Genomic DNA, 22,826 nt, shown 5'->3' with positions numbered 1-22,826 from the left:
TGGTTTTCTTGGCTGCCTTGGTTGGGGTCCTGGTTGCCTTTCGAGGCGTGGTTTTCTTGGCTGCCTTGGTTGGGGTCCTGGTTGCCTTTCGAGGCGTGGTTTTCTTGGCTGCCTTGGTTGGGGTCCTGGTTGCCTTTCGAGGCGCGGTCTTCTTCGCCACCTCGGTCGCGGCCTTCCTGGCGGCCTGGGTCGCGGTCTTCGTTGACTCTCGGGCTGCGGTCTTTCTGGCCACCTGGGTCGCGGTCTTGGTTGATTCTCGGGCGGCGGTCTTCTTGGCCACCTGGGTCGCGGTGTCTTTTGCCACCTGGGCCGCGGTCTTTTTGGCCACCTGGGTCGCGGTCTTGGTTGATTCTCGGGCGGCGGTCTCTTTTGCCACCTGGGCCGCGGTCTCCTTGGCCACCTCGGTCGCGGTCTTGGCTGACTCTCGGGCGGCGGTCTCTTTTGCCACCTGGGCCGCGGTCTCCTTGGCCACCTCGGTCGCGGTCCTGGCTGACTCTCGACCCGCGGTTTCCCTGGCCACCTCGGTCGCGGTCTTCGCTGACTCTCGGGCCGCGGTCTCCTTGGCCACCTCGGTCGCGGTCCTGGCTGACTCTCGGGCCGCGGTCTCCTTGGCCACCTCAGTCGCCGTCCTGGTTAACTCTCGACCCGCGGTTTCCCTGGCCACCTCGGTCGCGGTCCTGGCTGACTCTCGGGCCGCGGTCTCCTTGGCCACCTCAGTCGCCGTCCTGGTTAACTCTCGACCCGCAGTCTCCCTGGCCACCTCGGTCGCGGTCCTGGCTGACTCTCGAGCCGCGGTCTCCTGCGCCACCTCGGTCGCGGTTTTGGTAGCCACCTTGCCTGGTTCCTCGTCGGGCGACTCGTCATCCTCGGTCTGGTCGTCCCGAGCTGGCTCGTTCTTGGCCTTCTCACCCTCGGCCTGGCCGCCGTCTTCCGAATCCTGATCGTCGGCGCGGTCGTCCTGGGAGACCTCCTCGCTGTCGCGGATCACGCCGTCGTCCGTACCCGCATTTCCCGGCGAGCCGCCCTCATCGATGGACTCCCGGCCATGGCGGGAACCGCCGTCACCGCTGGCGGCGTATTCGGTGAGCCTGTCCGTGAGGTCAACCATCCGCTCATTCACGGTGGACACCGCATGGTCGGCGAGCGCGCCGGCGAAGTCCCGCAGGCCCGCGACCAACTTGCCGCCGGTCGAACCGTTTCCGTTACCGCTCGTACCCTGGCTCACCTGTCGTCCCCTCCGGAACCCCGCATCGACACCGCCCGTGCGGTGAGGCGGTCACCGATCCTGCCGGCGGAGCGCGCGACGACGCCGATCGCGGCAGACTTGCCAGCGCGACCGCTTCCGCCCCTGGTGGGGCCCACTTTGGCCGCTTACCCGCCGTCGGCGCAGCGAAACGCGGCTTACGTTACGTAGAGGATGGCTGCATGCTCTTCGCCACTTCGGCCGTCAACAACGTCAGAGCCCGACCCGAGCGAATCCGACGACCGAAACGTTTGGTTCAGCCCCCGCTGCCGTACGGGCGGGTAATGATCTCCAGGAAGTGCCCGCTGGGATCTTCCCAGTACACACCGCGTCCGCCGTCATTGGTGTTGATCTCGTTGGGGCGACGTCGTCCTGGGTCAGCCCAGTAGGCCAGACCCCGAGCGCGGATCCGGCCGAAGATCTGGTCGAACTCCGCCTCGCTCACCAGGAACGCGTAATGCTGCGGGTGGACCGGCCCGTGGTCGTCGGCGAAGTCGAGTGAAACCTCGTTGTCGACCTGTACGACCAGGAACGGGCCGAACGGCTTGGGCTCAGCCAACCCCAGGATCTCGGCGACGAACGTGGCCGACTGCTGCTTGTCGCGGACCCGCACGATGGTGTGATTCAGCTGGACAACCATCCCTCAAGTCTCACACGCGAAATCTTGGGCAGTTACCGCTCGTGCTGCGGAACGGTAACTGTCCAAGGTCTCGACACGAATCAGGCGGTGCAGGCGACGCCGTTCAGGGTGAAGCTGGTCGGCCTCGGGTTGCTGCCCGTATGGGTGCCGTTGAAGCCGATGCCGGTCGACGCCCCCGGTGCCAGCGCACCGTTGTAGGACAGGTTCGTCGCGGTGACCGCCGTACCGGTCTGGGCGAACGTCGCCGACCAGCCCTGGCCGACCTTCTGCCCGGTGTGCGGGAAGGTGAAGCCGAGGCTCCAGCCGTTGATCGCGGTCGTCCCGGTGTTGGTGATCGTGATGTTCGCGGTGAACCCGCTGCCCCAATCGTTCGTCGCGTACGCCACCCGGCAGGCACCGGCAACGGGCGGCGCCGACGTGGTCACGGTGACCGACGCCGACGCAGGCGAGGTGTTGCCGGCCGCGTCGACGGCCACCACGTAGAAGGTGTACGCGGTGGCCGCCGTCAGCCCGGTCACCGCGAGTGTGGTGCCGGTGGGCGACCCGACGAGCAGGTCCGTCGCGCGGTAGACCCGGTAACCCGTGACGCCCACGTTGTCGGTCGACGCCGCCCAGCCCAGGGTCACTCCGGTCGCGGTCACCGCGGACGCGGTCGGCTGGCCGGGCGCGGTCGGCGCGACGGCGTCCGGCGCGGGCGGGTCGGTGGTGGTGAGGGAGACCGCTGCGGACGCGGCGGAGCGGTTGCCCGCGGCGTCCTTGGCCACCACGTAGAACGCGTAGGAGGTGGAGGCGGTCAGACCGGTCACCGCGAACGTGGCGGCGGTGGGCGAGCCGACGAGGACGTCGGTGGCGCCTGCCTCACGGTAGACGTCGTACCCGGTGACGCCCACGTTGTCGGTCGACGCCGCCCAGCTCAAGGTCGCGCCGGTCGCGCTGACCGCCGACGCGGTCGGCCGGCCGGGCGCCGTCGGCGCGGTGGTGTCCGGGGTGGGCGTGCCGGGCTCGACGCCCCAGACCCGCCGACCACCGGTGTAGAGCGGCACGTTGCGGTTTGGCCCCGCGACGGTGCTGTACGACGGGTCGTTGGTCGGGTCCCAGGTGCCACCCTCCGGCACGCCGACCTTGAACTGCACCTCCATCCGGTGCTGCGACTGCCCGGCCGGGGCGATGGTGTGCCCGGTGCAGTCGACCTCGACGTACCAGAGGTCGCCGGAGACCTGGCGAGCCGTGGACGGCGACGGGCAGCCCTGGGTGTAGCCGGGGGTGACCACGACGGGCGTCGCGCCCTCGGCGCGGAAGTAGTAGCGGAACTTCGCGTCGGTCAGGGCGCGGGCCGGGTACGCGGAGCGGTTGTAGATGATCGCCTTGAGCCCGGTGCCCCTCGGCTCGGCCTGCATCACCGTGGTCTCCACGGTCAACTCGTCGAGGTCCGGGGTCTCGGCGACGGGGAAGTTCGCCAGCGGGGTGCCGCCGTGCTTGGTCACCAGCGCGGCGAGCGCGGAGGTGAAGCCGGCGTTGTAGTCCGTGGCGACCTCGTTCATCACGTAGTCCGACCGGGTGTCGCTGTACGCGTCGTTGGCCGACGAGGGCCCACCCACCAGCGCGCCGTAGAGCACGTGCCGGGTCTGCTCGGGCACGGTCTGGCTGTCCCACCAGGAGCCGTGCGCGGTGCGGTGGTGCGGGTTCTTCGGCGAGTTGGCGCCGAACCCGATGACGTAGCTGGAGTTGCGCGGGTTGTCGCCGAGCGCGTAGTTGATCTGCCGCAGCGCGAAGTCCTGGTAGCGGGCCTTGCGGGTGGCGTCGGTGAGGTGGTCACCGTGCAGCAGGGCGACGAAGCTGGTGTTGGACGCGTAGCGCAGCGCGCCCCACGAGTCGAGCACGGCCATGCCGCCCGGCGAGTACGGCACCCGTTGCCCGTTCACGCCGACGGTCCAGTAGTCGAGCCACCGGTTGGCGTCGTCCAGGTACTTCTGCTTGCCGGTCAGGCGGGCCAGCAGCACGTACGCGCCGTACTGCTTGTTGTCCCAGGCGATCGTCCACTTGTAGGACTTGGTGGTGGTCTGGTTCTCGTTGCCGAGCAGGTCGTACCCGCTCTCGGCCTTGGCGAGGTAGCCGGCGTCGCCGGTGGCCCGGTACAGCCAGATCGCACCCCAGACCAGCTCGTCCTGGTAACCGCTCCACGACCGGTAGAAGTTGGTCGCGTCGGTGATGCACTCGTGGTAGCTCTTCCGCACCGTCTCGGCGAACGTGTAGAGCTGCTTCGCGTGGCCGAGCAGCTTGTCCGCGTACGCGGCGTCGGTGGGTCGGAAGACCATGGACGACGCGGCCATCGCCGCCGCGGTCTCCCCGGCCAGGTCCGCGCCGCCACAGCTCGCATCGATCTTGTACGCGGGACGCGCCATCGGCATCACCTCGGCCGGACCCCACCACTTGTGGTCGGCGTCGCCGTTGCCGATCTGTCCGTAGAGGACGTTCGGTGACGGGTGCGCCTTGACGAAGTAGTCGTTGACGAAGCGCAGGTTGTTGAGCAGGTGCGGGAGCTGACCTGCGGCCACGTAGCCGTCCCGGTACTCGACCGCGCCCCAGGCGAGCATGGTGGCGCTGAACGCCATCGGGAAGCCGAACTTGACGTGGTCACCGGCGTCGAACCAGCCGCCGGTCAGGTCGAGCCCGACGTCGGCGCCGTCGGTCAACGCGGAGTCCCCGCGCCAGGAGACGCGGTTCCAGGAGGGCTTGGGGCCGGACTGCTGGGCCTCGTAGAAGAGGAGGGACTTCTGCAAAGCCTCGGCGTAGTTGAAGGCGGCCGCGGCGGCCTGCACGCCGGTCGTGGCGGGGACGGCCGCGGACGCGGGACCGGGGACGGCGCCGAGGGTGAGCCCGGTGACCAGGGCCGCACCGGCGGCGAGGACACGGCGTGGCCACGGCTGGTCGGACCGCGCCCGCCGGAGGCGTCTGACGTCGTGCATGACGGCTACTCCTGTCAGAGGGTGGTGGAGCAGGTCCAGGGCTCGGGAGCGCTCCCATGGATAGACGCCAATGTAACGGGAACGTCATCAGTTTGTGAAGCGGTCTTACGGGCGTGGGCGGAAGTGGTGCCGGACCGCGTACCGGAAGACCTCCTCACCCAGCTTCGCCCCGTCGACGTCCGCGGTGCGGAAATGGACGCCGCCCCAGACCCGGGCGCCGATGAGCTCGGTGAGAGCCTGCGAGAAGCTGGTGAACCGCCGGGTCGTACCCGAGTCGGCGCTGTAGCCGCTGAACGTGACGTCGTCCCGGCCGAAGAAGTAGCGGTACAGCGACATCCGGGCGCCAGTGCCGCACGCGTGACCGGAGGGGTACTCGGGGAAGGGCGGTGTGACGAGAAGCGACGTCCAGCCCGGGTCCGCCGCGGTGCGAGGATTGCCGTCCGTGTCTGCCAGCGGGATCGCCGTGACCGGACGCCAGTAGCTCCAGAAGTCCTTCTGGCTGAAACAGGCCACACCTGAGTCGGCCACGACGAGGTCGGTCATCGCGAAGAACCGGGCGGTCTGCAGGACGTCCAGCCGCCGGCTGGTTGCGAGCTGGCGCTTGATCTCCCAGTTCACGGATCGGCGGTCGTGCCACCAGATCGCGGCCTCGGTCTGGTCCTGGGTGCGTACGGTGCTCGTAGCCGAGCCCAGCTGCTTGACCTCGTTCAGGTCGCGGGCGTACGCGGCGCTGGTGAGAGCAGGAGGCCCGGGTGTGCGGAACGCCGACACGCGGGGGAGGAGGAACGGCCGCATGTGCCCGGTCCACGCGCCCTGGGACAGGAACAGCGGCGGCGTCGGCCGCCATCGGCCGGGCTCGGTGCCGGTCGCCCACTGCTGGTCTCCGAACGCGCCGTCGTCATGCCGGGCGGCGACCATCGCGGCCGCGGCCCGGTCTCCGACCCGGATGCCGCCCTGCTTCGGCCGCCCGTCGGGTATCGCGGCGAGCGCGGCGTCGTACTGTGCCCGCAGGCGCGACTGCTGGGCGGGGAAGAGCGCGGCGAGCACCCCGTGCGCGGCGGTGGCCACGGCCGCGTCCACCGACTCGGTCCCGCCGGCCGACGGCGCGACGAGGTACGGCTCGTACGGAGTCCCGGCGATCGCGTTCACCGCGTCGTAGACGGCGCCGTTCACCATCGCGAAGCTGCGCACCTGCTCGTTCGGCTGCTGGGCGGCGATGTCCCAGATCGCCGTCTGCGCGTTCAGGTCCCAGGTGACCACGGCGTTGGCGCCGGAGGCCGCAGCCGTCGCGGCCGGCGCTAATCCGACCATCGTGGACGCGAGCAATGACCCGAGCGCGAGGGCTACGGGAAGGGTGCGGGACCAGATCGTGCGGCGCGGCGACGGCCGACCTGTCATGATCTCCCCTTGATCTGTCGTCGGCGGTGGCCTCGGCAGGCCGCCCTTCCGCGCTGCCCGGAGAGGCATTGGCAATCATCGACGATAGCATCGACGGTCCTAAATTCTCTCGCCTCCCGTGGCACGTCTCGCGGTCGTGCGTGGCTAAACCACCAGCAGTGTCTTGCCGACCGTGGAGCGGGCCTCGATCGCCGCGTGGGCGTCGGCCGCTTGCTCCAAGGGGAAGCGTTGGCCGATCACCGGGCGCAGGTGCCCGGCCTCGGCGAGCGCCAGTGCCTCCGCGGACAGTGCCCGCAGTTCTTCGGGCGTGCCCGTGGCGCCGCGGATCAGGGTCACGCCGCGCGCGGCGGCCTCGTCGTCGGTGACGTCGGACCAGGTGCCGCTGGACAGGCCGTAGCTGAGCATTCGGCCGCCGGGGGTGAGCTGCTCGAAGGCCGCTCGGGCCACCTCGCCGCCCACCCCGTCGAAGACGACGTCGAGTGGCCCGACGTCGGTCGCCCAGCCGGGCACCGTGTAGTCGACGGAACGGTCCGCGGCCACGTGTTCCAGCTTGGCGGCGCTGGCGGCCCCCGTGACCGCAGCGCCGGTCGCCTTCGCGAGTTGGACCAGCAGTGTGCCGACGCCTCCGGCGGCCGCTTCGACCAGGACCCGCTCGCCGGGCTTCACAGCCGCGGCCCGGAGCAGCAGCAGCGCGGTACGGCCGTCCGCGAGCAGCGCCACCGCCGTGTCCAGGCCGAGCCCGTCGGGCACGCGCACGAGGCCCGATGCGTCGACCGCCACCCGCGCCGCGTAGGCGCCCGAGCCGCCGGTCGAGGTGACCACCCGGGTGCCGACCAGCGCCGGATCCACCTCAGGGCCGACCGCGGTGACCACGCCGCCGACGCCGTTGCCGGGCACCATCGGGAAATCGCCCTTGAACGGGCCGAAGCCGTTCGCCCGGAACATGGTCTCGATGAAGGTGATGTTGGCGTAGGCCACGTCCACCAGCACCTGTCCCGGCGCGGGCGACGGGTCGGGTGCCTCACCCGGCACCAGGACGGATGGGTCGCCGAACCGGGTCAACCACACGACTCGCATACGACGAAGGATCACACCTCAACCGAGGTTGAGGTCAACGCTCGGAAACGCCGCCGAGGACCGGCTTGACGTCGACGATCGGCGTACCGTCGAGCGCCTCCAGGTTGTTGACCTTGACGTGCAGGCCGTCGACCTCCAGCACGGTCACCCGGTGCAGGCCGATCGGGTTCGGGCGGTCGGGGGAGCGGGTGCTGAAAACGCCGGTCAGCGGCCGGTCGGCGGCACCGCGCGGGCGCACGCGCAGCACCGCCCGGTCGGCCCGGTCGAACCAGGTCAGCAGCAGCACCTCCTGGCCGGGTGCGAGGTCCGAGAGCGCGTCGGCGACCGTCGGATCGAACCGCAGCCAGGCGTCCGGCCCGCCCTCGTCGCCCTGTCTCGGTGCGGCCGCGGGGTCGGTGAGCGCGGAGGAGACGACCCCGACAGGCGTAATCTCAATCATCCGGTGATCCTAGGGACGCGAGGCGCCGCGCGAGGTACTCGCGCTCCGGCTCGTTGCCGACCAGCTCGAGTGCGGCACGATAAGCCGAGGCCGCCTCGGCGGTGCGGCCCAACCGGCGCAGCAGGTCGGCGCGGGCCGCCGGCAGCAGGTGGTATGAGGCCAGGTGGCGGTCCGCGGCGAGCGAGTCGAGCAGTGCCAGCCCGGCTTCCGGACCGTCCACCATGGCCACCGCGACCGCGCGGTTGAGCTCGACCAGCGGCGACGGCGCGACCGTGCGGAGCACGTCGTAGAGCGCGACCACCTGCGGCCAGTCGGTGGTCGCGACCGAGGCGGCGTCGTCGTGCACAGCGGCGATCGCGGCCTGCAGGGCGTACGGGCCGGGCGGCCCGCCGGTCAGCGCCTCGACCACCAGCCGCCGGCCCTCCGTGATCATGTCGATCGTCCACAGTGAGCGGTCCTGGTCCTCCAGGAGCACCAGGTCGCCGTTGCCGTCCACGCGAGCCGGCCGGCGCGCGTCGACCAGCAGCATCAGCGCGAGCAGGCCGGTCACCTCACGCTCGGCGGGCAGCAGCCGATGCAGGATCCGGCCGAGCCGCACGGCCTCGTCGGTCAGGTCCGCGCGGACCAGCTTGTCGCCGCCCGTCGCCGCGTACCCCTCGGTGAAGATCAGGTAGACCACCTGGAGGACGGCCGGCAGCCGGTCGGGCAGCTCGGTCGCCGACGGCACCCGGAACGGGATCCGCGCCTCCCGGATCTTGCGTTTGGCCCGCACCACCCGCTGCGCCATGGTGGCCGGCGGCACGAGGAACGCCCGAGCGGCCTCCGGGGTGGTCAGGCCGGCGAGGCAGGTGAGGGTCAGCGCGAGCTGGGCGTCGAGCCCCAGCGCCGGGTGGCAGCAGGTGAAGAACAGCCGCAGCCGCTCGTCGGGCGCGTCGTCGCTCCACACCGGGTCGAGCGGCGGTGGGCTGTCGCGGCGGTCGGCCTCGACCTGGAGCAGGGCGAGCTTCGCGGCGAACACCTTGTCGCGCCGCAGCAGGTCGACGGCGCGGTGCCGGGCCACGGTGAGCAGCCAGGCGCCGGGGCGGTCGGGCACGCCGTCCTTGGGCCAGCGGGCCACCGCGGAGGCGACGGCGTCGGCCGCGACCTCCTCGGCCAGGTCGAGATCGCCGAGGGTACGGACGAGCCCCGCCAGCAGCCGCCCCCACTCTTCGCGGAAGACGGCCTCGATCGAGGCGGCGCCCGTACCCATCGGCTGCGGCTCGTCTATTCGCCGAACTCCATCACCGGGCGGACCTCGACCGAGCCGTACTTTGAACCGGGGCAGCGCTCGGCCCACTCGATCGCCGCGTCCAGGTCGGGCACGTCGATCAGGTAGAAGCCGCCGAGCACCTCGCGGGTCTCGGCGAACGGTCCGTCGGTGACCGTCCGCTGGCCGTCCTTGACACGCACGGTGGTCGCGGTCGTGGACTCCTGGAGCGCGTCGCCGCCCTTGCCGATGCCGGCCTTCTCGATCGCCTCGGAGTAGGCCCAGTACTCGTTCATGACCTTCTCCGCCTCGGCCGGGTCCGGCGTACCGGGGGTCTCCTCGCTGTAGATCAGCAACAGGTAGCGCATGGGGTTTCTCCCTTGGCAGGCGGTGGTCGGTGACCACCTCTCATCCTGACGACGAGCGACTTTCCCGCAATCGACATCCCGGCGCGAACTTTTTGGACCGGTACCGAAAGCGTGACGCACCGGCGTTACTGCTGTGGCGCTTGTGCGTCCAGTTCCTCGAAGAGGGTGACGTGCAGATCGCCGGGCGCGTCCAGCCGCGAGTTGAGCGACCGCCACGGTGTCTGCGTCGGCGGTGCCACCGTCTCGGCACCGGCCGCCGCCAGCTTGTCGGTGTCCGCCGCCGCGTCGTCGACCTCGAACGCGATCCGGAACCGGGGTGCCACGGGCCGCCCGACCTCGACCTCGTCGATGTAGCGGTGGTGCGCGGGGTTGGCCAGCTCCAGCGTGGCCCGGCCGGCCTCCAGGATCATCACCTGAGCGCCGTCGCCGCCGCTGAACGCCGCCTCCTCGGTGAGCCCGAGCGCGTCACGGAAGAACGCCACGGCGGCGTCGTAGTCCTCGACCTCGACCACGAGGCGCATCTGTTTGACCGTCATGCCGGCAAAGCTAGCCCCGACTCGACCTTGTCCGCAGCTCCCGCAGGTGCTTGGCGATCGCGCTGATGTCCCGGTCGCCGTAGCCGTCGTCCAGCGCCGCGGCCAGCGCGGCCTTGTTGGCCTGGGCCTGTGGCACGGGTACGCCGGTGCGCTCGGCCAGCGCCAGCACCAGGCCGGCGTCCTTGTCGACCAGGTCGAGCGAGAACGCGACCTGGGCGTGGTCGGGATGCTCGAAGACCTCCCGCTTGTACTTGAGGTACGGCGCGCCGGTGGCGCCGGCCAGGAACACGTCGTACGCCGTGGCGGGGTCGATGCCGGCCGCCTCGGCCAGCACGTACGCCTCGGACAGCCCCTGGTTGATCGCGATCAGCAGGGTGTTGATGGCGACCTTCATCGTCGCCCCGGTGCCCGTGGGTCCAATGTGGAACACCTTGCCGAGGTGGTCGAGGACGGGTCGGACCCGGTCGATGTCGGTGGCCGCTCCGCCGGCGAGCACCGCGAGCGTGCCGGCCTCGACGCTGGAGACGCTGCCGGACACCGGGCAGTCGACGTGGATGCCACCGGCGCCGCGCACCATCTCGGCGAGCCGCAGCGTCGTGCGCGGGTCGATGGTGCTCGTGTCGATGACCGGGGTCCCGAGGCCCAGCCCGGCGACGATGCCGTCGCGCCCCTCGTGGGCGCCCAGGTCGGCGGCGTCGTTGGCCAGCGCGACGAGCACGACGTCGGAGGTGCCGGTGGCCTCCCGGGGCGTGCCGGCGACGGTAGCGCCGGTGCGGGCGGCGATGTCGTCGGCCCGTTCCCGGGTGCGGTTCCAGATCGTCACCGGATAGCCGGCGGCGCGCAGCCGCCCCACCATCGCGCCACCCATGTGCCCCGTGCCGATGATCGCCACCCGTGTCGACTCGCTCATCACCCCATCCTTACACCGCCAGCGGGGCTGGTGGCGCGGCCTGCCGCACCTCCTCGGCGAAATGACAGGCGACGGTGCGAGGGTCCTGTTCGGCGAGCGCGCGCAGGGCCGGGGTCTCGCTGACGCAGCGGTCCTGGCTGAAGCGGCACCGCGTGTGGAAGCGGCAGCCGCTCGGGGGGTCGCTCGGGCTGGGTGGGTCGCCGGCGAGCATGATTCGGCTGGCCAGCCGCCGGCGCGTGCGGTCGACCACCGGGGACGCGGACAACAGCGCCTGGGTGTACGGGTGCGCGGGCTGGTCGTACACCGTGTCGGTGTCGCCGAGCTCAGCGAGGCGGCCGAGGTACATGACGGCCGTGCGGTCGGCCACGTGCCGGACCACCGACAGGTCGTGGGCGATGAACAGCAGCGCGATGCCCATCCGCTGCTGCAGGTCGCGCAGCAGGTTGACGACCTGCGCCTGGACGGACATGTCGAGGGCCGAGACCGGCTCGTCGCAGACCAGCACGCGGGGCTCGAGAGCGAGCGCGCGGGCGATGCCGATGCGCTGGCGCTGACCACCGGAGAACTGGTGCGGATAGCGGTGCATGAGCTCCGGCGCGAGGTTGACCAGCCCGAGCAGCTCGGCCACCCGGTCGCGGCGGGCGGCGGAACCGGTGACCCGCTTGTGCACGACCAGCGGCTCGCCGATCAGCTCGAGCACCGTCATGCGCGGGTCGAGCGAGGTGTACGGGTCCTGGAAGACCATCTGCACCTCGGAGCGCATGAGCCGGCGGTCCCGGCCGCGCACCTTCGTGACGTCCTTGCCGTTGACCGTGATGCTGCCGGAGTCAGGGCGTTCGAGGCCGACGATCATGCGGGCCAGCGTCGACTTGCCGCAGCCGGACTCGCCGACGATGCCGAGCGACTCGCCGGCCCGCAGTTGGAGGCTCACGCCGTCGACCGCGCTGACCCGGGACCGGCGCAGGCCGGACCGGCCGGTGTGAAACGTCTTGTGCAGGTCCTGGGCGTCGAGCACCAGGTCACCCGGCGACGGCGACATGGCGAACCTCCTCGGAACGGTGACAGGCGGCGAGCCGGGCGGACGTGTCGGTGAGCACGGTCAGCGGCGGGCGCGTCGTGCGGCACTCGTCGACGACGTACTCGCAGCGGGGATGGAACGGGCAACCGTCCGGCTGGTTGGACGGGCTCGGCGGGCTGCCGGAGATCGCGTGCAACCGGCCCTCGCGGCGGTCGGCCCGGGGCACGGACCTCAGCAGCGCCTCCGTGTACGGATGGGCGGGCGCTCTGAGCAGGTCGTCGGCGCTGCCGGCCTCGACCACCCGGCCCGCGTACATCACCATGACCCGGTCCGCGACCTCGCTCACGACGCCGAGGTCGTGGGTGATCAGCAGGACGGCCATGTCGAGGTCGCGGCGCAGGGTGTCGAGCAGCTCGAGGATCTGGGCCTGGACGGTGACGTCAAGGGCCGTCGTGGGCTCGTCTGCGACGATCAGCTCGGGGCGCAACGCGATGGCCATCGCGATGAGGATGCGCTGGCGCATGCCGCCCGAGAACTGGTGCGGATAGTCGGAGATCCGGCGGGCCGGCGCCGGGATGCCCACCTGGCCGAGGAGGTCCACCGCGGCGGCCCGCGCCGCCCGGCGTGACATGTCGCGGTGCTCCCGGAACAGCTCGCCGAGCTGGTCGCCGATGGACAGCACCGGGTTCAGCGCGGACAGCGCGTCCTGGAAGACCAGGCTCATCCGGGTGCCGCGCAGCTTGCGGTGCTGCTGCTCGGACAGGCTGCGCAGGTCCGTGTCACCGAGCTTGAGCGTGTCGGCCGTGACGGTCGCGTTGCGGTCGGAGAGCCCCATGATCGCGCGCGCCGCCGCCGACTTGCCGGAGCCGGACTCGCCGAGGAGCGCGACGAGCTCGCCGCGGGCGACGTCGAGGTCGACACCGACGACGGCGGGCACGGGACCGCGGCGCGTGGTGAACGTGACCGAGAGGCCCCGCACCTCCAGCGCTCGTGACGTGGAGTCAATCGACGATTCCATTGCGTGTTCTCCCCAGTAGCGAAACGGACGTTCCTGCCCGTAGTTCACCATCTTGGCGTCCATCACGCCTGTTCTTCTTTTGCATCTTGACTACAGCGCCGAATTTTTGCAACCCTCCCATTCATCGCCGATCATGCCGCCCGCAACGTCGGGTGCACGGCGACGAAATCTGCGACACAGAGGGAGGGCTTCGATGCTGGAGAGCGCGAAGCGTTACACCGGGTACACGGCCTACGACTACCTGGAGCCGGGCAAGGACTTCAAGGTCTTCGAGTACGCCGAGCAGATCAGCCGGGTGCCGGCCTATCAGGGCCTCGAGCTCTCCGACAGCCAGCGCGAGCGGGTTGTCCGGCTGCTCACCGACGAGATCGTCATCTCCCTGCACGACCACGTGCAGGTCTTCCCGCAGGACATGGGCCAGTTGCGCGAGCACATCCGGCAGGGCCGCGAACCCACCGGCTACCGCGGCCTGGCCCGCTCCGGCATGACCGCCGTGTTCGACAACGGCATGGACGGCACCTGCTGCATCTCCAGCGACGCCGGCTGGAAGTACCAGGACGTGCTGTTCGACCTCGGTGTGCGAATGGCCGACATCGCCCACCAGGACTTCGTCATCAAGGGCGAGACGCTCAAGGACATCTACCGGGCGCACGAGACCGGGCGGATGGCGCACGTCTTCGCGCTGGAGGCGGCGACGCCGATCGAGAACGAGGTCGACCGGCTCGACGTGCTCTACGGCTTCGGCGTACGCCAGATCGGCATCGCCTACTCCGAGTCCAACTACCTCGGCAGCGGCCTCAAGGAGCGCGGCGACGGCGGCCTCACCTACTTCGGCGAGAAGGCGGTCGAGCGCATGAACAAGCTCGGGTTCGCCATCGACATCTCGCACTCCGGTGACCGCACCGCGCTGGAGACCGTCCAGCACTCGACGAAGCCGGTGTTCATCACCCACTGCGGGTCGCGCGAGGTGTGGCCGACCAACCGCATGAAGCCGGACGCGGTCATCAAGGCGTGTGCCGAGCGCGGCGGCGTCCTCGGTCTCGAAGCGGCTCCCCACACGACCCTGTCCGCCGCCCACCCGCGGCACAGCCTCGAGTCGGTCATGGACCACTTCACGCACTGCGTGGACCTGATCGGCATCGACCACGTCACGTTCGGCCCGGACACCCTGTTCGGCGACCACGTGGGCCTGCACAAGGCGTTCGCCAGCAACCTGTCCACGAAGGAAGCCCACGGTCGCGTGGAGTTCCCCGAGGTGGAGTACGTCGACGGCCTGGAGAACCCGGCCGAGTGCTTTTACAACATCATCGGATGGCTGGTGAGCCACGACTACTCGGACGACGAGATCCGCAAGGTCGTCGGCGGCAACACCATCCGCGTCCTGGAGGAGGTCTGGGTCTAGATGCGCCTTCGTCAGTCCCTGATAGCGGTCGCCACCGTCGCGGCGATGACCGCGATGACCGCGTGCAGCCCGAGCGCGCCGGACCAAGCCGGTGGCGCGAGGGACAGCGGTGACACGCTGACCATCGCGACCACGACCGACGTGGTCAACTTCAACCCCCTGATCGGCAACAGCCGCACCGACAACTGGATCACCAGCCTGATGTACCCGCGGCTGCTCTCGATCTCCGCGGACGGCCAGAAGTCACCGTTGCTGGCGAAGGACTACGGGTTCACCAACCCGACGACCGCGTTCTGGAATCTGCGGGACGACATGAAGTGGAGCGACGGCAAGCCGGTCACGGCCGACGACGTCGCGTTCACCATCAACTCGATCCTGCGTGACAAGCCGGCCGGCAACACGACCTACGGCCAGCTTGTCAACGTGGACTCGGCTTCCGCGCCGTCGCCGACCCGGGTCGAGCTCAAGCTCAAGCGGCCCGACTCGACCGTGGTGACCGAGGTCGGCTTCTGGATGAACGTGGTCCCGAAGCACGTCTTCGAGCCGTCCGGCAACGTGGCGAAGTTCGCCAACGACAAGGACTGGGTCAGCGCCGGTCCGTACAAGCTCACCGCCGTCGCCAAGGGCCAGAGCTACACGCTTGAGCGGGTCACCCCGTACCCGTTCGCCCCGAACAACACGCCGATCGTGAGCAAGATCGTCTACCGGGTCTATCCCGACATCAACACCGAGATCCTGGCGCTGAAGAACAACGAGGTCGACCTGATCGCCAACGCGCTGCCGCCGGCGCAGGTCAAGAACCTGCAGGGGACGCCGGGCATCAAGGTGCAGGAGATCCCGGGCCTCGGGTACGCGCACATGACGTACAACATGAAGCACCCGGCCCTTGCGGACCTCAAGGTGCGGCAGGCGCTCGCGCACGCCGTCAACTACGAGGCGATCCGCTCGGTCGTGCTGCAAGGGCAGGCGGTCACGACCGGATCCAGCCCGATCCCGCCGGTGCTCAAGGAGTTCGCCGACCCGTCGAGCAAGGAGTACGAGTTCGACGTCGAGAAGTCCAAGCAGCTGCTCACCGAGGCCGGTTACGGGCCGAGCAAGCCGCTGACGCTGACGATGATCTACTCGCTCCAGGACGCGGTGACCTCGCAGTGGGCCAACCTGGTCAAGGACGACGCGGCCAAGGCGGGCATAACCATCAACCTGCAGGGCATGGACCGCAACACCTACCTCGCCAAGACCGACGCGGGTGAGTACGACATCTACGCCGGCAACTTCGCGATCATGGACGACCCGACGACCAACATGGCGTTGACCTACCTCCCCGGTGGGGCCATCAACTACACGCTGGTGGACGACCCCGCGCTGAACTCGCTGATCACACAGGCGCAGGGCACGACCGACAAGGCCGCGCAGAAGCAGTTCGTGCAGCAGGCGGCCGCGATGGTGCGGGACAACGTCTACGACAACGTCATGTACATGCAGAACCTCTACATCGCACACAGCGACAAGTGGAGCGGCTTCGTCGTCAAGCCCAGTGAGCTGCTGTCCGTCGTGGACCCGCAGTCGCTGGCGAACGCGAAGAAGAGCTGACGGAGAACTGACGATGACCCAGGTTGTCCGATTCACGGCGCGCCGACTCGGCAGGGCACTGCTGACCGTCTGGTTCGCGGTCACGGTCACCTTCCTGCTCCTCCGGCTGTTGCCAGGCGACCCCGCGCTCGCGGTGGCCAGTCCGAACATGACGCCGGAGGCACGGCTGGAGCTGTTGCGCCAGTACGGCCTGGACGAGCCCCTCCTCGTCCAGTACGGCAAGTACCTCTGGCAGCTCGTGCACGGCAACCTGGGCATCTCGTTCGCCCGGCAGATCCCGGTCAGCGATGTCCTCATGGAACGACTGCCGTGGACGCTGCTGCTCACCTTCTCCTCCTTGTTGGTCACGGTCGCGGTCGGCATCCCGCTCGGGGTGCTGGCCGCGACCCGGCCCCGCGGCTTCCTCGACCGGTTCACCCAGGTCGGCGGCGTCGTCGGGCAGTCCCTGTTCGTGCCGAGCGTCGGCATCTTCCTGCTGTTCTTCCTCGGCCTGAAGCTCCACCTGCTGCCGATCGGCGGTTCCTACTCACCGGGCGTCTACGGCCCGGCGTGGTACCTCGACGTCGCCAAGCACCTCGTCCTGCCGTGCCTGAGCCTGATGCTCGTCCAGCTCGGCTCGTACGTGCTGACGCTGCGCTCCACGCTCATCGACGCGCTCGGTGAGGACTACTGCGTCCTCGCGCGGGCGAAGGGCATGCCCAACCGCAAGGTGGTCTGGAAGCACGCACTGCGCAACGCGTTGCTGCCGACCACCACGCTGGTCGGCCTCCAGCTCGGCTATCTCGTCGGTGGCGCGGTGCTGACCGAGACCGTCTTCGCCTATCCCGGGATCGGGCGTGGCATCTACGAGGCGGTAACGCAACTCGACTTCCCCGTGCTCCAGGGCGCGTTCGTGCTGCTCGCGGTCACCGTCGTGATCGCGAACATGCTGACCGACCTGACGTACGGCGTGCTCGACCCGAGAGTGAGAACGGCATGACGGCTTCCGTGGCAGGGCTGGACAGCGTCACCAACGACCAGGTCACCGCGGCCCGGGCGACCTGGTCGGCGTTCCGGCGGAACCCGCTCGGCATGGTCTCCGTCGGCATCCTCGTGGTGCTGGTGATCGTCGCCGCCTGCGCGCCGCTGATCGCCGCCTATCCCACCGGGTACGGCGACCAGGTGCTCCAGGGACCCTCGGGCGCGCACTGGTTCGGCACCGACAACCTCGGCCGCGACATCTTCGCCGAGGTCGTCTGGGGTGCCCGGCTCAGCATCCTGATCGCGGCGCTGTCCTCGGCGCTCGCGATCGCCATCGGGGTCGTGGTCGCCGTGCTCGGCGCCTATTTCCCGAAGGTCGACTCGATCGTCGGCACCGTCGTCGACCTGTGCCTGTCGCTGCCCGTACTCCCGCTGATGATCCTCGTCGCGGCCCTGGCCGGGCCGAGCCTGGTCACCCTCGTCCTGGTGATCGCGTTCTTCTCCTGGCCCGAGGTGACCCGGGTCGTGCGGTCGCAGGCGCTCTCGGTGGTCCGGCTGCCCTATATGGACGCGGCCAAGCTCACCGGTGGCTCCTCGGTCTGGATCATCCGCAAGCACCTGCTGCCCGCGGTCGCGCCGGTCATCGTCGTCTCGGTCGTGCTCACCGCGTCGCGGGCGGTGCTCTCCGCGGCCGGCCTGGCCTTCCTCGGCCTCGGCGACCCGACGAGCTGGTCCTGGGGGCGGATCCTCTACGAGGCCCAGCAGTCCGGCGCGATGCAGAGCGCCTGGTGGACCACCCTGTTCCCGTCGCTGGCGATGCTGGCCCTCGTCGTGTCGGCGACCCTGATCTCGATCGCGTACAACGACGCGCGTAACCCGCGCGCCCGGGAGGACTAGTCCATGCTGGACACCCAACGGCTGCCGGCCGGCTTCTACGCGGCGCTCCAGAGCGACCTGCGCACCGCCCTCGCGGCGGAGGGGCTCGACGCGGTCATCGCCGACCACCCCGACGACGTCGCCTACCTGACCGGGTTCTTCCACCACCCCAACGAGCGGCCGGCCGTCGTGCTGGTCGCCCAGGACGGCCCGGCCCTGCTGCTCGTGCCGGAGCTGGAGCGGGAGTACGCGCTCGCCCAGCACGCGGCGGCCGAGGTAGTCGCGTACCCGGAGTTCCCGGGGCTGCGCCCGCCGCTGAGCTACCTCGGTGCGGCCGCGGAGAACGGGAAGTCGCGGCGGATCGGCTACTCCGCCGGCCTGACCGTCGACCGTCTCGACCAGGTGCGGGCCGCTTTCCCGTCGGCGACGCTGGTGCGGTCCGAGGTCGTCATGCACGCGCGCTACGTCAAGCGGCCCGAGGAGGTCGCCCTGCACGCCGAGGCGGCCCGGATCACGGACCTCATGCTCGTGGCCGGCCGCGCGCTCGTCTCGGAGGCTGTCGCTGCCGGTGGCGAGTTGCCCAGCGAGGCCGAGCTCGCCGCGCACATCGGGCAGGTCGGCACGTCCACGATGTACGCCGACCACACCGAGGTCGTGGTGGTCTCGTTCCTCGCCGGCGGGCTGGTGTATTCGGGGGCGAACAGCGCCCGCCCGCACGCCCTGCCGTCGGGGCACCGGCTGCGTCCCGGCGAGACGTTCATGCTCTCGCTGGGCTGCGCGGTGGGCGGGCGTTTCGTCGAAGGTGAACGGACGTTCGTTCTCGGAGAGCCGTCCGCCGACCAGCGCCGCTACTACGAGGTGGTCCGGGAAGCGCAGGAGGTAGGCGGTGCCGCGCTCCGGCCCGGCGTGCCGTGCTCCGAGGCCAACCGGATCTGCCTCGACGTGATCCGCGACGCCGGGCTCGGCCACTTCCTGCGCCACCGGCAGGGGCACGGCATCGGCCTCGGCATGCACGAGGCGCCGTGGCTCTCCGACGGCGACGACACCCCGCTCGCCGCCGGCATGGTCGTCTCGAACGAGCCCGGCATCTACATCCCCGGGCACGCCGGCTACCGCATCTCCGACTCGATGCTGATCACACAGGACGGTGCGCGGCCGTTCACCTCGTACCCCCGCGCCCTCGACGACATCGTCGTCCCGGTCTGAAAGGAACCATCCCGTGCGGCTCAGAATCAATGACAACGAGCTCGAGGTCGAGGTCTTCGGCGCCGACGACGCGCCGGTGCTGATCGCGCACCACGGCGCGCCCGGCCTCGGCTCCCGGGCCGAACCGCGTGCCACCTTCGCGCCGTTCGCCGACACGTTCCGGGTCATCGTCTTCGACGCCCGCGGCTCCGGGGTCAGCGAGGGCAACGCGCCCTTCACCCACGAGCAGTGGGTGGCCGACGTGGACGGTCTGCGGCAATGGGCCGGCGTCGAGACCTTCGTGATGGCGGGCGGCTCCTACGGAGGCTTCATCTCCATGGAGTACGCCATCCGCCATCCTTCCCGTGTGCGGGCCCTCGTGCTTCGCGACACGTCCGCGGACCACGAGAACGACAAGGCCGCCCGGGCCAACGCGCTCTCGTCGACGCGGGTCGAGATCGACGTGCCGAAGTTCGACCGGATCAACGACGGCACCGTGTGGGACGACGACGACCTGCGTGACTGCTGGCGCGAGATCCTGCCGCTGTACGACCACGTCTACGACCCGGCCAAGGTGATCGAGAAGGTCGAGGCCACGCCGTACCGCTATCAGACCCACAACTTCGCCTTCTCGGTCAACATCCCGAACTACGACATCAAGGACCAGCTACATAGGATCACCTGCCCGACGCTGGTGACCGTCGGCCGCGACGACTGGATCACGCCGGTGGCCAGCAGCGAGGTCATCGCATCACTGATCCCGAACGCTAGGCTCGTCGTGTTCGAGAAGTCCGGCCACTCCCCACAGGTCGAGGAGGCGGAGTTGTGGCGCCAGACGGTCCGTGGCTTCCTGCGGGAGGTTGGCGCGGATGACCGCTAGCGGCCTCCCCGACGAGCTCGACCGGCGCATCATCGCCGCGTTGCAGAGCGACGGCCGGGCCAGCTGGACCGAGATCGCGGAGCTCTCGGGCAGCTCGGTCGCGACCGTCGCTCGGCGCGGGCAGATGTTGCTGCGCGACGGGGTCGTCCGGGTCGCCGCCGTGCCGGCCAACAACCATCCGGGTCCGGCGGACCTGTTCGTCCTGCGCATCACCTGCGCGCCCGGCACCCAGCTCGCCGTCCTGGACGAGTTGGTCCGCTTCCCCGACCTGCGCTTCCTCGGCCTGGTCACCGGTCCCTACGACATCCTCGCGGAGCTCAGCCTGCTCCGTGAGGAGTCGCTGCTGTCCCGCATCGTCGAGAAGATCCTCGCGATCGACGGCGTGCAGCGCTGCGACACCGACCTGACGCTGCACGTCTTCAAGGTCTCCAGCGACTGGGCGCGCCAGCTGCTGACCAACGTGCCGCCGGACACCGTGACGGAGCCGCACCAGTGCGAGCCCGGCCACCTCGACGAGGTCGACCACGAGATCGTCGACCTGATGCGCGACGACGGCCGGGCCAGCTTCCGGACGGTCGCCACCGCCATCGGTCTCAACGAGAGCACCGTGCGGCGGCGCTTCGAAGCCATGCTCGGCCGCGGCTGCCTCCAGGTGATCACCTTGGTGCCGGCCGCCGCGATGGGCTTCGAGTCCGAAGTGGTCCTCAACATCACCGTCGCCCCGCCGTTCCTGGACACGGTCGCCCGCACGCTCTCGGGCTACCGCGGGGTCCGCTACGTCGCCGCGATGCTGAGCCACAACGCGCTGATGTGCGAGCTGATCCTGCCGACGACGAAGGACCTGTTCGCGTTCACCACCGACACCCTGGGCCGCCTCGAAGGTGTCCAGGGTTGGACGGCCAGCGTCGTGCTCCTGGTCCTCCGCCGTGGCTTCGTCGAGACGCCGTGGTGGCGAGACAGTCTCGCGCGGGGCTCTCAATAGCTAACGGCCCGGTGGGCCGCCGAGCGCGGCGGCGGCGGGGCCGGGGTGGGTTGTCTCGGTGTCGGCCAGTCGCGTGGCGATGTGACTGAGGGCGGTGTCCAGGTCGGCACGGGTCGGGCGCTGCCCGTCGCGCTCCGGGAGCTTGGTCAACAGCCAGGTCTTCCAGGCTTCGGCGAGCTTGGTGTACGCCTCCTCGCCCGGACCCGTCAGGCTCAGGCACTCGTCGTCGTCGATGGCGACGAGGCCACGCCACGCGGCGGCGGCGAACGCGGGGCGCAGCACGGCGCCGGGCATGTGGTACGCGCGGCCGATGCCGGCCAGGTCGATCGGACCCGCGTACCGGGTGCGCAAGTGGATCTGGGCCAGGCACCACGCGTCCGCGGCGCTCAGCTTGGTGCCCGAGGCGGCCAGGACGCTCGGCGCGGCCGCCGGTCCTTCGCTGCGGAAGACGCGCGAGATCGCCTGCTCGAGCTCGGCGTCCGAGCTTTGCGCCTCCGGCATGCCGAACCCCTCGCCCAGGTCCGGCGCGGCGGCCCGGGCCGTGTCACGCAGCGGGACCTCCTTGAGGAACAGGGCGATCACGAAGGCGATCAACGGCACCGGGACCGCGTAGAGGAACAGGCTGTGCACCGACTGCGCGTACGCCTCGATGATCGGTCCGGACTGTGCCGGCGGCAGGCTGTGCACCGCGGTGGGCACCCCGAGCACGTGCGGTGGGATGAAGCCGGTCTGGCGCAGCGCGTCGACCAGGTGGTGGTTGAGCTGGTTGGCGAAGATCGTGCCGAACACGGCCGCGCCGAACGAACTGCCGAGGGTCCGCAGGAACGTCACGCCCGAGGTGGCCACGCCGAGATCGCGGTAGGCGACGGTGTTCTGCACGATGATGATCAGGATCTGCATGGATAGCCCGATGCCGACGCCGAACACGAACATGTAGACGGACGTGAGCAGCACGGACGTGCCGGAGCCCATCCGGGACATCAGGAAGAGCCCGAGCGCCATGACCAGGCCGCCGGCGACCGGGAACATCTTGTAGCGGCCCGTCCGGCTGACGGTGGTGCCGGCGATCACGGCCGTGACCAGGAGGCCGAACACGAGCGGAAGGGTGCGTACGCCGGAGACGGTGGCGGAGACGCCCTGCACCCATTGGAGGTACGTCGGCAGGAAGGTGAACGCGCCGAGCAGCGTGAAGCCGACGAAGAAGCTGAGCGCGGAGGACACCACGAACACGCGTGACTGGAACAGCCGGATCGGCAGCACCGGCTCTTTGGCGCGGCGCTCGGCGAAGCCGAAGGCCACCAGCAGGGCGGCAGAGACCGCGAACAGCACGACGATGACGGGGGAGCTCCAGGCGAACTCGGTGCCGCCCCAGCTCGTCGCCAGCGTCAGGCCGGCCGCGCCGGCACCGATCAGCACGATGCCGAGATAGTCGATCACCGGCCGGCCGCGGCTCGTGATCGCCGGGATGGTCCGGGCGGCAACCAGGATCACGGCGATGGCCAGCGGCACGTTGATGTAGAACACCCAGCGCCAGCCGAGGCCGCTGTCGGTGAACAGGCCGCCGATCAGCGGACCGACGACGGTGGAAAGGCCGAACACGGCGCCGAGACCGCCCTGGTAGCGCCCGCGGTCGCGGAGGGGAATCACGTCGCCGATGAGCGCGGTGGCGGTGACGAGCAGGCCGCCGGCGCCGATGCCCTGCACGGCGCGCGAGGTGACGAGCCAGATGAGGCTCTGCGCGGCGCCGCACAGCAGCGAGCCGACGATGAAGACCAGAGCGCTGACCTGGAAGATCCGCTTGCGCCCGAACTGGTCACCGAACTTCCCGGCGAGCGCGGAGGCGATGGTCTGCGTCAGGAGGTACGCGGTGACCACCCAGGACAGATGGTTGGCACCGCCGAGATCACCGACGATCGTGGGCAACGCGGTCGCGACGACGGTCTGGTCCATCGCGGCGAGCAGCAGCCCGAGGGCCACGGTCCCGTAGATGACGTTGATCTGGCGCCGGGAGAGCTCGGGTCGGCGCACGTCGTCGCCAGAATTCGTTGTCGTGACCGCCACGCGCTCGCACCCCCGTACGCCCGCCCGCTGG

The 22,826-nt window shown here is 70.0% G+C and carries 19 protein-coding genes and 1 pseudogene; 7 read left to right on the top strand and 13 right to left on the bottom strand.

Features of this window, described 5'->3' with window-relative positions:
- The 12 genes and pseudogenes from AB0J88_RS25690 to AB0J88_RS25635 all read right to left on the bottom strand — a co-directional run.
- Nucleotides 1-1,225 (bottom strand): annotated as a pseudogene (locus AB0J88_RS25690) (hypothetical protein); the annotation flags it as partial.
- A 274-nt stretch (nt 1,226-1,499) separates the two neighbouring features.
- Nucleotides 1,500-1,883: a VOC family protein gene (locus tag AB0J88_RS25685; RefSeq protein WP_364351736.1), complete on the bottom strand. Its 384-nt coding sequence runs from the start codon at nt 1,881-1,883 to the stop codon at nt 1,500-1,502.
- Nucleotides 1,884-1,963: 80 nt separating this feature from the next.
- Nucleotides 1,964-4,849, bottom strand: a complete 2,886-nt coding sequence (locus AB0J88_RS25680) for a glycoside hydrolase family 9 protein (RefSeq protein WP_364351739.1) — start codon at nt 4,847-4,849, stop codon at nt 1,964-1,966.
- A gap of 105 nt (nt 4,850-4,954) precedes the next feature.
- Nucleotides 4,955-6,247, bottom strand: coding sequence for a vanadium-dependent haloperoxidase (locus tag AB0J88_RS25675; protein WP_364351742.1), 1,293 nt, complete (start codon nt 6,245-6,247; stop codon nt 4,955-4,957).
- Nucleotides 6,248-6,391: 144 nt separating this feature from the next.
- A complete protein-coding gene (locus tag AB0J88_RS25670; RefSeq protein WP_364351745.1) occupies nt 6,392-7,324 on the bottom strand; it encodes a zinc-binding dehydrogenase in 933 nt (310 codons plus the stop codon).
- 34 nt (nt 7,325-7,358) lie between these two features.
- Entirely contained in the window at nt 7,359-7,763 is a 405-nt protein-coding gene (gene tsaA / locus AB0J88_RS25665) for a tRNA (N6-threonylcarbamoyladenosine(37)-N6)-methyltransferase TrmO (RefSeq protein WP_364351748.1), read from the bottom strand.
- A complete protein-coding gene (locus AB0J88_RS25660; protein ID WP_364351751.1) occupies nt 7,756-9,012 on the bottom strand; it encodes an RNA polymerase sigma factor in 1,257 nt (418 codons plus the stop codon). The genes tsaA and AB0J88_RS25660 overlap by 8 nt, the downstream gene beginning before the upstream one ends.
- 14 nt (nt 9,013-9,026) lie before the next feature.
- Nucleotides 9,027-9,377, bottom strand: coding sequence for a YciI family protein (locus tag AB0J88_RS25655; protein WP_364351754.1), 351 nt, complete (start codon nt 9,375-9,377; stop codon nt 9,027-9,029).
- A gap of 125 nt (nt 9,378-9,502) precedes the next feature.
- Complete coding sequence (locus AB0J88_RS25650; RefSeq protein WP_364351757.1) at nt 9,503-9,913, bottom strand: VOC family protein; 411 nt, start codon at nt 9,911-9,913, stop codon at nt 9,503-9,505.
- Between the two features lie 10 nt (nt 9,914-9,923).
- Nucleotides 9,924-10,823 carry an NAD(P)-dependent oxidoreductase gene (locus AB0J88_RS25645; protein ID WP_364351760.1) on the bottom strand — a complete coding sequence of 300 codons (900 nt, stop codon included), beginning with the start codon at nt 10,821-10,823 and terminating at the stop codon, nt 9,924-9,926.
- Between the two features lie 10 nt (nt 10,824-10,833).
- Nucleotides 10,834-11,862: a dipeptide ABC transporter ATP-binding protein gene (locus tag AB0J88_RS25640; RefSeq protein ID WP_364351763.1), complete on the bottom strand. Its 1,029-nt coding sequence runs from the start codon at nt 11,860-11,862 to the stop codon at nt 10,834-10,836.
- Nucleotides 11,843-12,859, bottom strand: coding sequence for an ABC transporter ATP-binding protein (locus AB0J88_RS25635; protein ID WP_364351766.1), 1,017 nt, complete (start codon nt 12,857-12,859; stop codon nt 11,843-11,845). The genes AB0J88_RS25640 and AB0J88_RS25635 overlap by 20 nt, the downstream gene beginning before the upstream one ends.
- A 193-nt stretch (nt 12,860-13,052) precedes the next feature.
- Here AB0J88_RS25635 and AB0J88_RS25630 point away from each other — a divergent pair, with 193 nt between their 5' ends.
- Genes AB0J88_RS25630 through AB0J88_RS25600 form a run of 7 tightly spaced genes read left to right on the top strand, consistent with a single transcriptional unit; the run spans nt 13,053 to nt 20,734 of the window.
- Entirely contained in the window at nt 13,053-14,261 is a 1,209-nt protein-coding gene (locus AB0J88_RS25630) for a membrane dipeptidase (protein ID WP_364351769.1), read from the top strand.
- Nucleotides 14,262-14,306: 45 nt separating this feature from the next.
- A complete protein-coding gene (locus AB0J88_RS25625) occupies nt 14,307-15,851 on the top strand; it encodes an ABC transporter substrate-binding protein (protein WP_364738000.1) in 1,545 nt (514 codons plus the stop codon).
- Between the two features lie 13 nt (nt 15,852-15,864).
- On the top strand, nt 15,865-16,830 hold the full coding sequence (locus tag AB0J88_RS25620; RefSeq protein WP_364351775.1) for an ABC transporter permease: 966 nt from the start codon (nt 15,865-15,867) through the stop codon (nt 16,828-16,830).
- Nucleotides 16,827-17,708 carry an ABC transporter permease gene (locus tag AB0J88_RS25615; RefSeq protein ID WP_364351778.1) on the top strand — a complete coding sequence of 294 codons (882 nt, stop codon included), beginning with the start codon at nt 16,827-16,829 and terminating at the stop codon, nt 17,706-17,708. Before AB0J88_RS25620 ends, AB0J88_RS25615 begins: the two co-directional genes overlap by 4 nt.
- A 3-nt stretch (nt 17,709-17,711) precedes the next feature.
- Nucleotides 17,712-18,893: a Xaa-Pro peptidase family protein gene (locus AB0J88_RS25610; protein WP_364351781.1), complete on the top strand. Its 1,182-nt coding sequence runs from the start codon at nt 17,712-17,714 to the stop codon at nt 18,891-18,893.
- A gap of 13 nt (nt 18,894-18,906) precedes the next feature.
- Nucleotides 18,907-19,752: an alpha/beta hydrolase gene (locus AB0J88_RS25605; RefSeq protein ID WP_364351784.1), complete on the top strand. Its 846-nt coding sequence runs from the start codon at nt 18,907-18,909 to the stop codon at nt 19,750-19,752.
- Nucleotides 19,742-20,734, top strand: coding sequence for an Lrp/AsnC family transcriptional regulator (locus AB0J88_RS25600; RefSeq protein WP_364351787.1), 993 nt, complete (start codon nt 19,742-19,744; stop codon nt 20,732-20,734). The genes AB0J88_RS25605 and AB0J88_RS25600 overlap by 11 nt, the downstream gene beginning before the upstream one ends.
- On the opposite strand, the gene AB0J88_RS25595 is transcribed toward AB0J88_RS25600, so the two are convergent.
- Nucleotides 20,735-22,795 carry an MDR family MFS transporter gene (locus AB0J88_RS25595; RefSeq protein WP_364351790.1) on the bottom strand — a complete coding sequence of 687 codons (2,061 nt, stop codon included), beginning with the start codon at nt 22,793-22,795 and terminating at the stop codon, nt 20,735-20,737. It lies immediately after the preceding gene.
- Nucleotides 22,796-22,826 lie beyond the last annotated feature (31 nt).

Origin of the sequence: Asanoa sp. NPDC049475, from assembly GCF_040676915.1 — a bacterium.
GTDB lineage: Bacteria > Actinomycetota > Actinomycetes > Mycobacteriales > Micromonosporaceae > Asanoa.
This window is presented reverse-complemented; position numbering and strand designations above follow the sequence as displayed.

What these genes read in the sequence shown, in the direction of transcription:
- AB0J88_RS25685 (WP_364351736.1), bottom strand. Translation starts at nt 1,883, where the DNA reads ATGGTTGTCCAGCTGAATCACACCATCGTGCGGGTCCGCGACAAGCAG.
- AB0J88_RS25680 (WP_364351739.1), bottom strand. Translation starts at nt 4,849, where the DNA reads ATGCACGACGTCAGACGCCTCCGGCGGGCGCGGTCCGACCAGCCGTGG.
- AB0J88_RS25675 (WP_364351742.1), bottom strand. Translation starts at nt 6,247, where the DNA reads ATGACAGGTCGGCCGTCGCCGCGCCGCACGATCTGGTCCCGCACCCTT.
- AB0J88_RS25670 (WP_364351745.1), bottom strand. Translation starts at nt 7,324, where the DNA reads ATGCGAGTCGTGTGGTTGACCCGGTTCGGCGACCCATCCGTCCTGGTG.
- tsaA (WP_364351748.1), bottom strand. Translation starts at nt 7,763, where the DNA reads ATGATTGAGATTACGCCTGTCGGGGTCGTCTCCTCCGCGCTCACCGAC.
- AB0J88_RS25660 (WP_364351751.1), bottom strand. Translation starts at nt 9,012, where the DNA reads ATGGGTACGGGCGCCGCCTCGATCGAGGCCGTCTTCCGCGAAGAGTGG.
- AB0J88_RS25655 (WP_364351754.1), bottom strand. Translation starts at nt 9,377, where the DNA reads ATGCGCTACCTGTTGCTGATCTACAGCGAGGAGACCCCCGGTACGCCG.
- AB0J88_RS25650 (WP_364351757.1), bottom strand. Translation starts at nt 9,913, where the DNA reads ATGACGGTCAAACAGATGCGCCTCGTGGTCGAGGTCGAGGACTACGAC.
- AB0J88_RS25645 (WP_364351760.1), bottom strand. Translation starts at nt 10,823, where the DNA reads ATGAGCGAGTCGACACGGGTGGCGATCATCGGCACGGGGCACATGGGT.
- AB0J88_RS25640 (WP_364351763.1), bottom strand. Translation starts at nt 11,862, where the DNA reads ATGTCGCCGTCGCCGGGTGACCTGGTGCTCGACGCCCAGGACCTGCAC.
- AB0J88_RS25635 (WP_364351766.1), bottom strand. Translation starts at nt 12,859, where the DNA reads ATGGAATCGTCGATTGACTCCACGTCACGAGCGCTGGAGGTGCGGGGC.
- AB0J88_RS25630 (WP_364351769.1), top strand. Translation starts at nt 13,053, where the DNA reads ATGCTGGAGAGCGCGAAGCGTTACACCGGGTACACGGCCTACGACTAC.
- AB0J88_RS25625 (WP_364738000.1), top strand. Translation starts at nt 14,307, where the DNA reads ATGACCGCGATGACCGCGTGCAGCCCGAGCGCGCCGGACCAAGCCGGT.
- AB0J88_RS25620 (WP_364351775.1), top strand. Translation starts at nt 15,865, where the DNA reads ATGACCCAGGTTGTCCGATTCACGGCGCGCCGACTCGGCAGGGCACTG.
- AB0J88_RS25615 (WP_364351778.1), top strand. Translation starts at nt 16,827, where the DNA reads ATGACGGCTTCCGTGGCAGGGCTGGACAGCGTCACCAACGACCAGGTC.
- AB0J88_RS25610 (WP_364351781.1), top strand. Translation starts at nt 17,712, where the DNA reads ATGCTGGACACCCAACGGCTGCCGGCCGGCTTCTACGCGGCGCTCCAG.
- AB0J88_RS25600 (WP_364351787.1), top strand. Translation starts at nt 19,742, where the DNA reads ATGACCGCTAGCGGCCTCCCCGACGAGCTCGACCGGCGCATCATCGCC.